This is a genomic window from Sphingobacterium sp. UGAL515B_05, from assembly GCF_033097525.1.
Taxonomy (GTDB): Bacteria; Bacteroidota; Bacteroidia; order Sphingobacteriales; family Sphingobacteriaceae; genus Sphingobacterium.
The window spans coordinates 2,653,306-2,667,832 of the sequence record NZ_CP109907.1; the positions used below are offsets into that span (position 1 = coordinate 2,653,306).

Consider the following 14,527-nt stretch of genomic DNA (forward strand, 5'->3'; position numbering starts at 1 on the left):
TTTTGTTATACCCGTTGGAATTATGGGCTCTGAAGAGAAGTTATTTAGAAGGTATTATAAAAATTTATGCCACTTTGCATGGAAATTTGTGGGAGAATCTTCCGTTGCAGAAGATTTGGTACAGGAAGCTTTTATAACATTCTTTAAGGAGCAACAACGAATGGATGAGTCGGAAACGTTTGTACGAAACTATTTATATACTGCCGTGCGATTTTCTTGTCTGAAGCATTTAAGACATGAAAAAGTAAAAGAAAAGTATTGGACCCGAGTAAAGTTCAATGAGGAAGATGCGCATTCTGTTGAACTGTCCGTGATTCATACCGAAGTGATCAATGAAGTCTATCGAATTATCGCCGAAATGCCTACTGCGTGTCAGCAAATTTTTAAGATGGGCTATTTAGAAGGCTTGTCGAATCTTGAAATTACCGAAAAACTTCAGATCAGCGTAAATACCGTTAAAACGCAAAAACAACGAGGCATGAAGATTTTACTGGATAAGCTGCATCCCGAATTTTTACCCCTTGTTATTTTTTTATTAAAATAATTTTAATTTCTTGTCACCCTTGACGATTCTATAGGGTTTCTAACCTATGGATATGAAAGCTAATACCAATTACATAGCCAAACTCATCAATAAGTTACTTCGTGGTCAAGAAACCATGACGGAGCGTAATGCTATTGAGCAGTGGCGGAAATCGGACAAAACTAACGATGATTTGCTAGAAAGCTTTCGGGACGCAAAAAATATTGAGGAGGATCTTATCTTTTTGGACAATTTGGATGAAGATCGTGCTTGGCATAAAATTCAACATGTTTCCGCTAAAGCAAAGAGAAATTATAGACCATTTCTTCGTGCGGCAGCCATTCTCGTGATATTGCTGGGAACAGCGCTCTTTTATATCCTTCAGCAGAAAGGGAGAGTTTTAGAGAAAGTAGCAATTGTACATCCTGTAAAAGGGGATATTTCACCGGCGCAATCTGGAGCTTTACTCGTCCTGGCGGATGGATCGATTATGCCTTTGGAGAAATCTAACAAAGCTGTTGATCCGAAAATAGTTGCCTTAACACATAAAGATAGTGTTGATCAACTGAATAATCCGAAAGCAGAGACTCGAATACAATTTAATACGCTGGTTGTTCCCAAAGGGAATTTTTATAAATTAAATTTAGAAGATGGTACTCAGGTTTGGGTAAATGCCAACTCTCAGCTTAAATTTCCTGTAAAGTTTAAAGAAAATGAGCGTCGCGTTATCTTGGAGGGGGAGGCTTACTTCGAGGTCGCTCATGATGCTGAGCGTCCTTTTGTTGTGGAATCTAGAGGAAGCGAAGTGAAGGTGTTGGGGACGCATTTCAATATTAACGCTTATAGTAGTAATGTCCGTACGACATTATCCTCGGGAAGGGTTCAAGTTAGCCATTCAGGAAATGTTATTGTTCTTGAGCCCGGAGAGTATGCGAATCTCAAAGATGACCTTCTCAGCAAAGGGAAGGCAGACTTAGATCACGATCTTTCCTGGCATAATAATCAGTTTTATTTTAAGAAAGAAACGATTGTAGAGATTGCCTCTACACTATCTAAATGGTACGATGTTCAGGTTCGATTTAAAAAAGATGTGGCGCTGGATAAGGTGTATAATGGTAATTTTAAACGCGATGTTAAGCTGTCCGAAGTTTTGGAAATGTTGACTTACGTCTGTGATTTGAAATTTGAGCTTCAAGGAAAAGAATTAATTGTCGAAAACAAATAAAAAGGAGTGTTTATGTAAGAAAAATAATACCTAACCTAAAGGTCTTACATAAAAAGTAGAACAGGAATGTTGCAGCATCCCTGTTCCGAAATGATCAAAAGGCCTAGAAATTTTTAAAGCGAATTAAGTAAACCCAATTAACCACAAAAAGTAAATGTATGAATAACTTACCATTTGGCAAAACGTGGCGACTGATACCTCATGACCCACGGTTTTGTAAACCTTTACGTATTATGAAAATTAGTACCTGCCTTCTTTTCGCCTTTGTGACCGGAGTTCAAGCCAATGGCCTTGCACAGAAAGTTACTTTGAAGATGAAAAATGCAAGAATTGAAGAAGCATTGAATGCGATTTCCAAACAATCCAATTTGCAATTATTTTATGGGGAGAATGTTGATTCTAAGGTGAGGGTCAATGTGAACTTAAAAAATGCTTCAGTAGAAGAAGCATTGAATTCTGTCCTACGCAACAATCATATAGACTATAAGATTATAGCAAATACGATTTCAGTTAATGGCGAGGAAGGCATTCGTTCGGATCGAAATGCGCTGCAACAGGGTATTTCTGGAACTGTTAAGAGTCAGGACGGAAAAGGGTTGAGCGGAGCGACAGTAACCGTAAAAGGAACCTCTATTTCAACACAGACTGACGACTTGGGCCATTTTAAAATCAATGCTTCTACATCGGCTGTTTTGGTTGTACGGTATGTAGGATTTGGCACACGGGAAGTCTCTATGGAGGGTAAGTCAACCGTAAATATTACACTTACAGCTAATGATTTAAAATTAGACGAAGTCAACGTGGTTGCGACTGGATATCAGAATCTTGATCGTAAGTTTTTCACGGGTGCATCCACGAAAATTGATGCGAAAGAAGCCGAACGAGCTGGGGTTCCTGATGTTTCCCGGATGTTGGAAGGCCAAGCAGCGGGTGTCTCTGTTCAAAACGTATCTGGGACATTTGGTGCAGCACCAAAAATTCGGGTACGGGGCGCAACCTCATTAACTGGGGATAATAAACCTTTATGGGTAATTGATGGTGTCATCCTAGATGAGGCTGTCAATATCTCCAACGAAGCATTGTCTACAGGAGACGCAAATACACTTTTAGGCTCTTCTGTAGCTGGGCTAAATCCCGACGACATCGAATCGATTACCGTTTTGAAAGATGCTGCCGCAACTGCGATGTATGGTGCTGCTGCGATGAATGGCGTGGTCGTCGTGAATACAAAAAAAGGTAAAAATACAGATGGGCAGGTACATTTTAATTATTCCGGAAACTTTACGACTTATATTAAACCCAACTATAATCAATTCGATATAATGAATTCTGCTGAGCAGATGCAGTTGGTAATTGATATGGAAAACAAAGGTTATCTCAATCACTCTCAGGTTTCGAGAGCAGGAACAGGAGGGGTATTTACCAAAATGTATAATCTCATGTATGAGTATGATCCAAACACCGATTCTTTCAAACTCAGAAATGATGCTCCTTCTCGCTATAATTTTTTACAACGTTATGCAAACGTGAATACAGATTGGTTTGACTTATTGTTTAGAAATAGTTTTGTACATGACCATTCGTTGAGTATGAGTACTGGGACTGCAAAGGCACAGACCTATGCTTCAACGAGTTTTATGAATGACCCCGGTTATACGCTTGGTAATCAGGCAAAACGTTTTACGGCTAATATCCGTAATAACTATAAAATCAATGATAAATTGAGTACAGAGTTTATTTTTCAGGGAAATATTCGTGATCAACGTACGCCTGGAACTCTAAATCGTAACTCCGATGCCGTTTATGGTAGTTATTCCCGGGACTTTGACATTAACCCATATTCCTATGCGCTAAATACCAGTCGTATTATTACACCGTACGATGAAAATGGTGACTTAGAGTATTTCACGCGAGATTATGCACCATTTAATATCTTCAATGAACTTGATAATAACTATATCAAACTAAAATTGATGGATATTAAAGTTCAGGCTGGTTTAACGTATAAGATTTTGCCCTCTTTGACCTATTCAGCAACCGGAATGTATCGTTATTATAATTCTGAAAGGCAACATATGATCACGGAGAATGCCAACCTTTCTAAAGCCTATCGGGCAAATCAAGACCAAACTGTCAATAGCGGAAATCGCTTTCTCTATGCTGATCCCGATTTTCCAAATACCGATAAATATGTTATTCTTCCCAATGGGGGATTTTTTAATGTTGCCAATAACAATATGATTAGTTATTATATGCGGCATAATTTAGAATTCAACAAAAAGTGGAATGACCATACCATGAACTTGTTTGGAACCTATGAACTCCAATATGCGGATAAGCAGAGCCACGATTTTAATGGGCCAGGAATCGAATATGGAAATGGCAATCTGGTTTTACCTGCCTATCGGTATTATAAAAAACAGATTGAATCTGGCGATTCACCATTTGCGATGAACTATACTTATGACCGCAAATTAGCTTATGCATTGCGCGGCGCTTATAATTATAAAGATAAATACTCATTTAACTTTACAACACGTTATGACGGAGCCAATAAAATGGGGCGGACGAATGTTGCAAGGTGGTTACCGACCTGGAACGTATCGGCAGCATGGGATATCGATCAAGAGAATTTCTTTAATAGAGATAATAAGATCTTGTCACGTGCTAGGTTAAGGGGAACTTATGGTCTGGTTGCTAATATGGGGAATGCTTCCAATTCTTCGGCTGTTTTCTATAATGCTATTACTTATAGACCTTACGACGGAGAAAAAGAAGGCAAGATTAGTATAAGTGGCCTAGAAAACTCCGAGCTAACCTGGGAGAAAATGTACGAACTTAATATTGGTACAGATTTAGGATTCTTGAACGATCGAATCGATCTGAACTTTGATTATTACCGGCGTAATATATTTGATTTAATTGGGCCAATTCGTACTTCAGGGATTGGTGGACAATTTGAGAAATTAGCAAACTACGCTGATATGAAAGGTCATGGGGTTGATATTCAGGTTGGCGGATATCCATTTAAAGACCCGAATGGTTTTACTTGGCGTACACAGCTTACACTTGGTTTTAACAAAACGAAAATTACCAAATTAAATGTAACTCGCAATATCTGGGATTTGATTTCCGGCGAGGGTGGAGCAATGGTCGGCAAACCTCATAGAGGTTTGTATTCTCTGGACTTTGATAAATTGGCCGCCAATGGAGGTTATCCGACTTATATCGGTACAGATGGTACTCCGGGTGAAACTTATTTCTGGTTTCAGGACAATCAAACGGAGTTTCTTAAATATGAAGGTCCTGTGGATCCGACGCTTGCCGGAGGTTACTACAACCGATTGGAATATAAGAACTTTAGTTTTTCCTTTTTGTTGAAGTTTGGTTTGGGCAATATGGTTCGTCTACAGCCTAATTATTCTCCTGTGTATCTAGATATGTATAATGTATCAAGGGAACTGATCAATCGTTTTATTTACAAAGGCGACGAATATTTAACAGTAATTCCTTCTACACTCGATGGGTTAACTGCAGAATTTGATGTCCAGAATGCTGCCGGTAACCGTACGGCATCTGTTTATTCTTATAATGCTTACAATTATTCATCAGAACGTGTAGCAAAAGGTGATTATCTACGTTTATCGCAAATTTCCGTGGGATATAATATTCCCAAATCTGTTGTCAGTAAAATTAAATTTAGAACTGCGCAAGTAAATTTGGTGGGGAATAACCTATGGTTGATTTATTCAGATAAAAAATTAAATGGAGTCGATCCTGAGTTCTATAACAATGGAGGGGTAGCCTTACCCGTTCCGAAGCAAGTAACTCTATCTGTAAAATTGGGATTTTAAACGACTAAATTATGAAACTTACACATCTTAAATATTTATTCATTTCTTCTACGCTGCTACTCAGCAGTTGTAACAAATATCTGGATCAGCAACCAGATATGCGCGCCGAGATCAATACGGTAGATAAAGTCAAACGACTTATTACGTCAGCTTACCCTTTTGGTAATTATCTTGCAATGGCCGAAACCTATTCAGATAATGTGGAAGATAAAGGCGTAGGTGGACTATATCAGCCAGTTCCTTCCCTATATCGTTGGCAAGACATCAACAACAGTGATACGGATAGCCCCAATAGCTACTGGAATAATTGTTACGAAGCTATTGCAGCTGCGAACCATGCTTTGGCTGCAATCGAAACCAATAATTTCGGAAAGGAAATTTCCGCATTCAAAGGTGAAGCTTTGGTTGCAAGGGCGTATGCGCATTTTATGCTCGTCAATTTCTTTGCGAAAGTTTATGACTATAAAAATCCGCAGGGTAATACCTCTCCCGGAATTCCATATGTGACAGAACCGGAGACCGTGGTGATCAAAAAATATGATCGTGGAACGGTGAAGTCTGTTTATGATAATATTCGGAAGGATCTAGAAGAAGGATTAGCGCTTTTAGACGGGAATCCAGCAGAATGGAATGTACCTAAATACCATTTTACACCAGCTGCTGCGCATGCTTTTGCAACACGCTTTTATCTGTTTACTGGTGAGTGGCAAAAAGTGGTTGACAATGCTAACAAAATTTTTGCGGGAGGAAATTTTGCAGGAAAATTAATTCCTTATAATTCCACATTCAAGAAAATGACCTTCGAGGAGTTACATACGGTCTTTTCCAAGGCCGATCAACCTTATAGTTTGTTGATTAATGAAACTTACAGTGGTTATCAACGCTGGTGGGATAATCGTTATGCTATGGGGATCAATGTGTTTCAAAAGATTTATAATGGTACTACTGCTGCAGGAGCGAAGTTTTATAATTTCGGTGTCTCCTATGGTGCTCCACACTATACTACTTATATCTGGAAGGAATTTTGGTATGTAACAAATGCAACCGCAAATACGGGATTTCCTATGCTTATGGTCCCGGTATTAATTACAGATGAGGCACTAATGAATCGGGCAGAGGCTTATTTGGAATTGGGAAATAATGCAGCTGGTATTGCAGATATGAATTTAATGGCAAGTAATCGAATAGATGGTTACAATCCTACAAACCATGCTGTAACGGCTGCAAAATCCAAAGCATTTTTTGGTGTTCAAGATGATAAGGAAGCACTTATTCAAACGGTTCTACAATTTAAACAAGTTGGATTTATGTCGATGGGTTTACGTTGGTTCGATATTATTCGTAAAGGCATAACAGTAAGACATCTTGTTATTGCCAACGATGAGAGTGAGTCTTATATCGAATTAAAACCTGAGGATCCACGGCGTGTTTTCCAGATCCCACAAGAAGCGAAGTTGTCAGGTGTTGAACAAAATCCAAGGTAATTTTATGAAAACGATAATAAAAACATGTATAATAGTCGGTCTGTTCGCCAGTTTATATTCCTGTGTAAAAGAGGAGAAGCTGAATACTAAAATTGAAAATTACGATACCTTTGTTCCAGGAGCTATTGACGAATGGATTACAAAGAATCTGACCGATCCCTATAATATTGAAGTAGTCTACCGGTATCAGCGAAATATGCATGATATTAATAAAAATATAGCACCGGCAGACGAATCCAAGGTTATTCCACAAATGGATGTGGTAATTAATGGATTTTTGGATGTTTATAAGAAAATCGGGGGAGTACCCTTTATAAAAACATACACACCCAAACAGTTTGCTTTATTTGGATCAGGTGATTACGATGTGGATGGCTCAGTAAAAGGAGGAACTGCAGACGGAGGTAGAAGGATCACTTTGTATGGGATTAATAATTTTGACATTGCGAATTCAAATTCTGTAACCGGTAACCTTCAGGTTATTCACCATGAATTTACCCATATCCTAAATCAGATGAGATTTATCCCTGCTGAGTTTGGAAAAATATGTGCAGGTGATTATTACTCGAATTGGACTGCACAGGAGAATGACCAGGCAAAAGCAAGATCATTGGGCTTCATTACACCTTATTCGAGAAAGTCGATCGGGGAAGATTTTGCCGAAGTCTTATCACATTTAATTGTCGCTGGTCAATTATATTATGACGATTTTGCTTACGATAGTGGAAAGGATGCTTATCCCAAGTTTAAGCAAAAGGAGGCGATTGTACGGGATTACATGATGCAGAATTTTAACATTGATGTAACGCAATTGCAGATTGAATTTCAGCGCGTCATGTCGGAAAAATACAAATCTACACGTTATTCCGCTACAACGGCATTGAGCAATGACTATGTTGGTTCGTTGGACTGGGATATCCGAAACACCTGGGGATTAGAAAACACGATTTCCAGCAAGCAAAGATCACTATTTATGGCAATTTTGGATGAGCTCGGAGGCTGGACCACCAAATCAATGACCTTCCAGTTTGTCTCCGCTACAAAGGCGACTTTAAACATTGGATTTGGCGATAATAATGTAACCTACACGGCATCCTATGACTTTGATATTGTTAAAAACGCAGACAATACATTTAAAATCGCTAAGTCGGCGACCCAAGGGACAGGCAATAATTATGGTAATGGTACCATCGATTGGGTATTAGAAGATACGCAACCCCTGATCGATTATTTGGGCAGTACTAGTTTTTCAGCCGACTGGAAACAAGTCGATTTGTCGGTCAATCCGAGCGATTATCTGCAATTTTTGATCTTAAAAGATATAAAGGATCCAAATGCAACATTTATGGGCAAAGTAAATTTGAGGAAGTATTAGATTATGAAAAAGATATTTTATTTAATGTTTTTGGTCCTATTGGCTTTCAGTTGTAGCAAACCAAAAGAAATGGATCCCATATTCGGTAATCCCGATGATAGGATTTCCGATACATTATTGTATGTTAAAAAGACATTGGTAGATGCACCATACGGGTGGAAAGCTTATACAACCACGGAGATATCCAAAGGGGGATATGGCTTCTATATGCAGTTTGGTGAAAATGATCGATTAAAGATGGTTGCGGATTTGAACGAGAATACATCTTCCGTAATAAAGGAGTCCACCTATCGCATACGTCAGATAATGTATGCTACGCTTTCTTTTGATACGTATAACTATATTACTATGTTGCAAGATCCAGATCCTAGTGTTTTTGGTGGAACAGCTGGGAAAGGGCATGGTAGTGACAATGAATACGATTACGTGAAGACTCATGGCGATACCTTGTTCTTTCAGGGACGTAAGTTTATTAGACCGCTTATTCTGGTTAAAGCAAAAGAAGATGAAGCAAAAAAATATACTTCAAAGGGCTATCTTGATGTAATTAACAAAAATAAAGCATTTTTTAAGAAAAACCCGTTAACTTCGATTGTTGTGGGCAATGTGGAAGCAGAATTGGCATTTGGTTTTCGAACCAAAAGAATGTCTATTATTACTGCCAATGCAGATGGAAGTTTTTCTTCTTCCTTTGTTGAATTCTGTAATACAATAGATGGACTTGAAATCGTTGGTGGCGTCCTAATAAATAATGTTCAACTAAAACGTTTCATATGGAAGGATGAGAATTCTCTTGTTGGGCTTGACAAAGATGGCAAGGAATATCCGTTGAAAATTAATGCTTCTTCTGTTGTTCCGTATCTTACAGCTTTAGGAGCAAGTTTCTCTGTGATTACCATTCCGGATGTGACCACGTATAATGGGTGGAGTACAAATTTTGCGACACGTAAAGCGCAAGCAAAAGCGGGAATTAATAGATGGGGATTTGATGGGGTTAATTTCTTTATTTTAAGGACTATAGATTTTAAGTTCCAATCTGTTAATAAAAGAATGACTATTGTGTTTAATACGACATACGAAGGTTCTAAAACATTCACCCTAACGTATAATTATACCTACGCCGTTGAAAATGGTAAATTTAAATTTACATTAAGCGGAACACCTACGGGAAATGATGGAGCACTTTACAACGATGTTCGCTATTTACTGCAGGAGCGGATCAATGTTGATACGTTTGAACTGGGATACTTTGTAAATTCCGAAACCGGAGAAGTCATGTCTCAATTTAAGAGCGTTGAGCATCCTGATTTTTATTTTACAGGCCAAAATAATTAATATTTTAATTCAGTATCGATCGGGCGATGGCCTTGGTCGATACTGATATTTCTATTTATAATGATGTTGCTATGAAAGAATTTTATAAAAGTATTTTAATTCTTGGATTACTGTTTATTGGGGGATGTGGTAAAAGTTCATTAGAACCAAATAGGTCGCAAAAATTTGCTGCTAGTAAAGACAACGAGTTTATTGAGGGGGTAGTTGTTTCAGCTACAGAATTTAATTCTTGTGCAGAAAAATACAATGATTCTACGATGCGATATATGAGATATGCTGGTACACATGATGTGTCAAATTACGACTTTGAAACGAAAATGTCGCAGCTAATTCAATCAGGTTTGGCATGCTCAGCTTCAACATCACCGAATACACCTGTTGGACCTCAGCCATGGACTCCCAAGCCAATCGACGTGAATATAGATTATACTCTTGACGTAATTTATACTTATTTAGATAATCCTTCGCATTATATCGGTTCTTCCAATTTGACGACAATGAAATGTTTGATTTCTTCGTACAAATCTCTCATAGCTCAGAACCCGATTGTAAGTGATATCAATGAAAGAACTTTGTTGTTTTCTAAACAGGTCGTAAATGATGGCTATGAGAATGTCTATATTAATCCTTTACCACATTATGATCCTTGGAGTGGATTTTATCTTTTAGCGGCGATACAGACCTTGGTAGGAACAAGAGACATTAGCGAACAGATCTATAATCAATATTTTGCTGGTAATTCAAATGAAACTTTTGTTTATCCTGTTGTTCAAAATATTGGTTGGATATATATAGGTAACACTGGTGGGTCGAACCAGGAAAATATTCTTCCTGAGGTTCCAAAAACTGTACAGATAAATTATAATTCTAGCTTCGCTTTATATGCACCAACTTGGGAAAAGATTTATCAAGATCCGCGAATAGAGCCTATGCCTAGTACTAGCATATATTTTAATAGTATTAACAATAAACTGTACTCCAATAGTAGCTTTACCCAATATGTACCAGATGGCTTATATAGATTGCCAGCGGAGCATCAAAGTTTGTATGAGAAGAATCATTTCATTGTTGAAATAAAAAATGGTGAGATCTATAAGCAGTTTGGAAAATCTTAGATAATATGGCTAAGCCAAGGGAGCAAGATTATGATAAAAATTCCTAACCTACTAATTTTTTTTTCAGTTCTTATTTTTTGTGCTTGTTATAGGCATACTCATGTGATAAAGACTGAAATTATAGGAAAGCTTCCCGTATCAGCTCCCTTCTATATCGATTTATATAGTTTCGAGACAGGTGAAAAGATGATGTCTGATACTTTAGATCAAGAAGATTTTGTTTTAACTAGTAAATCGCTTCCAAAGGGGATTTATCAATTGGTTTTTTCGTGGGATCGGAATGTGGTGAAGCCGCAGGAGATTGAGCGATTTGCCCGTCAGCCTGAACTTGGTACACCAAAGTATTATATTTCAACTACATTTTGGCTCGATCCCAAAGAGTCAGGCAAATATAAGATCTTGCTTGAAAGTCCTGGTAAACAGGCCGAGTTAGAAGAACTATTGTTGGCTAAAAATGGAAGCGAATCTATTAAAATGGCGGTTGTATCAGGTGGGGAAAACAACAAGTTATATAATGAATACTTAACACTGGTGGATCGTTTTAAGGATAAAAACAGACATCAAAAAGATAGTCTTCAGCAGTTAGCAATACGTTATAGTGATCATAAATTCTTGCAAGAAGTAGGTCGGATACAAAAGCTCTTATCAAAAGACTGGTTGGTTGATGTGAAGAATGAATTGTTAGCAGATGAAATCGATTTTATGAAAAGGAATATTGACGCTGAGGTTATTCCCCGTATTTATAAAATTCAGCTAAATAATAAAGATAACGTTGAACGATATCATGAAGTATATAGCTTATTTCCATTGAAAGTGAGGCAAAATCTGGCTTTAAAAAATTAAAATTATTGAACTATTAAAAAATCATTGATTATGAGAGAAGTCTTTAAAACACACATAAGTTTCGGTAGTTATATCTGGGGAGTTGCGATGACTATATTCATCGTGATGTTATCTTATGAAGGTCTTGAAAAAGGACTGTATCTGGGGACACTATTGTTATTTGGTATATTCGCAATAACTTGGTATTTTACATTCTTTTATAAAAGGTATTGGATTGAAGGTGATAAGCTTTTTATTAAGACAGTCTCCGGTACGAAATCTGTTGATATTACTTCTATACGAAAATTAGAAACAGATAAGGTAGACTGGTTTGGTACAATGAGACTTACAATTTTAAGACCGTATAGAAAAGGATTGGTACTGCATTATAATAAGATTGACGATATATTCGTCGATCCAGAAAGTCCTACTGAGTTTATCGAAAAATTAAAACAGATTGCACCGAATATCGATGTCATAGCAGGTAAATAGGCTGGAGTTTTAAGTCTACTTTTAGAACTATCTCAGTTGTTAATCCTAAAGTTGTTTATACTGGACGACTCTAACTTTATGCCAATAGGAGGTTCTCCTCTGATATAGAAGATAATTTGAAATAAATATGAGACTTCCCTATACATTAAATTGGCGATATTCATTTGGAATTTTCGCTAATAAATATGGACGGTGGCATCTCTTGTTACAATTAAAATTGACTTTTTGACAATAAGTTATTTTTTTTTTGAGCCGTTCCTCTTTTTTATCTTTACCCCCCTTAAAGAAGTTATCTTTTATTTTTTTACTGCCGATTTTCTAAGTTTATAAGTATAAAAGAGCATATGAGATTCCGCTTGGTAACTTTTTTGTGTGAATAATAAAAAATATTTAGCATTTTTACCAAACAATTATTAAGCACTTACATGTAAGTGCACATACATGTCCTAAAATATCCGCTACGAAGTACAATTTGTAGTCGCGGGATCTTTAACGATGCAGAAGGAAGAAGTATTATTTAAAACACACTATAACGGATTGTGCCACTTTGCTTGGAAAATTGTTGGTGATTTAGCTGTGGCTGAAGACCTAGTTCAAGATTCATTTGTCGCTTATTTTAAAAACACCGAGCAGGTCAGCGACAATGAGATTGCCGTTAAAAATTACTTGTATAGTTCGGTTCGTTTCGCCTGTTATAATCATATTCGCCACGAAAAAGTACAACAAAGATATTGGAATGTCGTCGGTTTTACAGAAGAGGATAATATAGCCCTTGAATTGAATATGATTCATAGTGAGGCCATTCAGGAAATTTACAAAATTATCGAACAGATGCCGACCTCTTGTCAACAGGTCTTTCGCCTGGGCTATTTAGATGGATTGTCTAATCTTGAAATAACCCAGGAATTGAAAATTAGCATCAATACCGTAAAAACCCAAAAACAGCGCGGTATGAAAATGCTTTTAAAACGACTAAATCCTGAGTTTTTACCCCTTATTATATTTTTGTTAAAAAATATTTAAATTCTTGTCACCCCTTTTCCTGCCTTAAGTTTCTTTACTATACAATATGGAAGAAAACTCAGGGCATATCTCTCAGCTGCTTCAAAAATTTTTATTTGGTCAATTGACCGAAATAGAACAAAAACAATTTGAAGAGTGGCTACAAGCTAGTGACCAAAACAGACGGCTTTTAGAATCATTTCGAAAAGCAAAGAATATTGAACAAGATTTAGCTGTTGTTAAGCAATTGGATGCAAATAGAGCTTGGGAAAAGCTTAACAGCAGGAATAATAAATCTAATTATAAGTGGTTTATCAGTATTGCCGCATCGTTACTTCTATTGGCCACTTTTTTCTATCTATGGCAGAGCAGTTATTTGAAGACAGATGAAGATGCTGTACATAATCTAACTTTGAGTTTGGAGCAGGATGTCGAACCGGCACAGAGTGGGGCTATTTTACAGTTGTCCAATGGTGAAAAAGTTGTGCTTAATAACAAGACGTCCAAAACCTACCATACAAATAAGACATTTGTTGGAAATGGCGCGGAATTAATCGTTAAAAACGATAAAAACCAGCAAGTATCCCGTTTGAATTCGCTCATAGTGCCACGTGCAAGTTATTATAAAATCACTTTGAGCGATGGTACCAAAGTTTGGGTTAATGCACAGTCGAAATTAAATTTTCCGGCGCAATTTTCAGCAGATGAAAGAAGGGTGAGTTTAGAGGGAGAGGCCTATTTTGAAGTGGCACATGACGCTAAAAAGCCTTTTTACGTTGATTCAAAAGCTGGAGAAATCAAGGTTTTGGGTACGCATTTCAATGTATTCGCTTACCACGATGATATCCGTGCAACGCTAGTCGAAGGTAAAGTAGAGGTGCGACAAAAGGAAAATAAATTAGAATTGAATCCAGGTGAATTTGCTTCCCTTTCGAAAAATAATATGATAAAGGGGAATGCTGATATTCAGCAGGATTTAGCTTGGCATAACAATGAATTTTACTTTAAAAAGGAAACGATTGTAAATATTGCTCATCAACTGTCCCGATGGTACGATCTGGATGTGAAATTTAGGGGCAATGTGCAACTCAGCAAAGAATATAGCGGTAGTATACAGCGCGATGTAAAACTTTCTCAAGTGTTGGAGATGTTATCGTATGTCAGTGACCTTCGATTTGAAGTTCACGGTAAGGAATTGATTATTGAGAACAAAAGCTAACTTATTTTAAAATATAAAACTAATTCAGCAAGGCTTATGATATAATATTACTATCCAATCATTAAAGTGCCCAAAAAAAAG

General features: G+C 37.2%; 11 protein-coding genes. All 11 read left to right on the top strand.

What is annotated here, in order from left to right:
- Nucleotides 1-22 precede the first annotated feature (22 nt).
- Complete coding sequence (locus OK025_RS10615) at nt 23-544, top strand: RNA polymerase sigma-70 factor (protein ID WP_317669430.1); 522 nt, start codon at nt 23-25, stop codon at nt 542-544.
- Nucleotides 545-596: 52 nt separating this feature from the next.
- Complete coding sequence (locus OK025_RS10620; protein ID WP_317669431.1) at nt 597-1,748, top strand: FecR family protein; 1,152 nt, start codon at nt 597-599, stop codon at nt 1,746-1,748.
- 233 nt (nt 1,749-1,981) lie between these two features.
- Entirely contained in the window at nt 1,982-5,602 is a 3,621-nt protein-coding gene (locus OK025_RS10625) for a SusC/RagA family TonB-linked outer membrane protein (RefSeq protein WP_317669432.1), read from the top strand.
- A gap of 11 nt (nt 5,603-5,613) precedes the next feature.
- Nucleotides 5,614-7,086, top strand: a complete 1,473-nt coding sequence (locus OK025_RS10630) for a RagB/SusD family nutrient uptake outer membrane protein (RefSeq protein ID WP_317669433.1) — start codon at nt 5,614-5,616, stop codon at nt 7,084-7,086.
- A gap of 4 nt (nt 7,087-7,090) precedes the next feature.
- A complete protein-coding gene (locus OK025_RS10635; RefSeq protein WP_317669434.1) occupies nt 7,091-8,461 on the top strand; it encodes a substrate import-associated zinc metallohydrolase lipoprotein in 1,371 nt (456 codons plus the stop codon).
- A gap of 3 nt (nt 8,462-8,464) precedes the next feature.
- On the top strand, nt 8,465-9,796 hold the full coding sequence (locus OK025_RS10640; RefSeq protein WP_317669435.1) for a DUF4302 domain-containing protein: 1,332 nt from the start codon (nt 8,465-8,467) through the stop codon (nt 9,794-9,796).
- Between the two features lie 71 nt (nt 9,797-9,867).
- Nucleotides 9,868-10,911, top strand: a complete 1,044-nt coding sequence (locus tag OK025_RS10645) for a hypothetical protein (RefSeq protein WP_317669436.1) — start codon at nt 9,868-9,870, stop codon at nt 10,909-10,911.
- A gap of 30 nt (nt 10,912-10,941) precedes the next feature.
- Complete coding sequence (locus tag OK025_RS10650) at nt 10,942-11,754, top strand: hypothetical protein (RefSeq protein WP_317669437.1); 813 nt, start codon at nt 10,942-10,944, stop codon at nt 11,752-11,754.
- A 30-nt stretch (nt 11,755-11,784) separates the two neighbouring features.
- Nucleotides 11,785-12,225: a PH domain-containing protein gene (locus OK025_RS10655; RefSeq protein WP_317669438.1), complete on the top strand. Its 441-nt coding sequence runs from the start codon at nt 11,785-11,787 to the stop codon at nt 12,223-12,225.
- Between the two features lie 495 nt (nt 12,226-12,720).
- Complete coding sequence (locus OK025_RS10660) at nt 12,721-13,248, top strand: RNA polymerase sigma-70 factor (RefSeq protein ID WP_317669439.1); 528 nt, start codon at nt 12,721-12,723, stop codon at nt 13,246-13,248.
- Between the two features lie 46 nt (nt 13,249-13,294).
- Nucleotides 13,295-14,446 carry a FecR domain-containing protein gene (locus tag OK025_RS10665; protein WP_317669440.1) on the top strand — a complete coding sequence of 384 codons (1,152 nt, stop codon included), beginning with the start codon at nt 13,295-13,297 and terminating at the stop codon, nt 14,444-14,446.
- Nucleotides 14,447-14,527 lie beyond the last annotated feature (81 nt).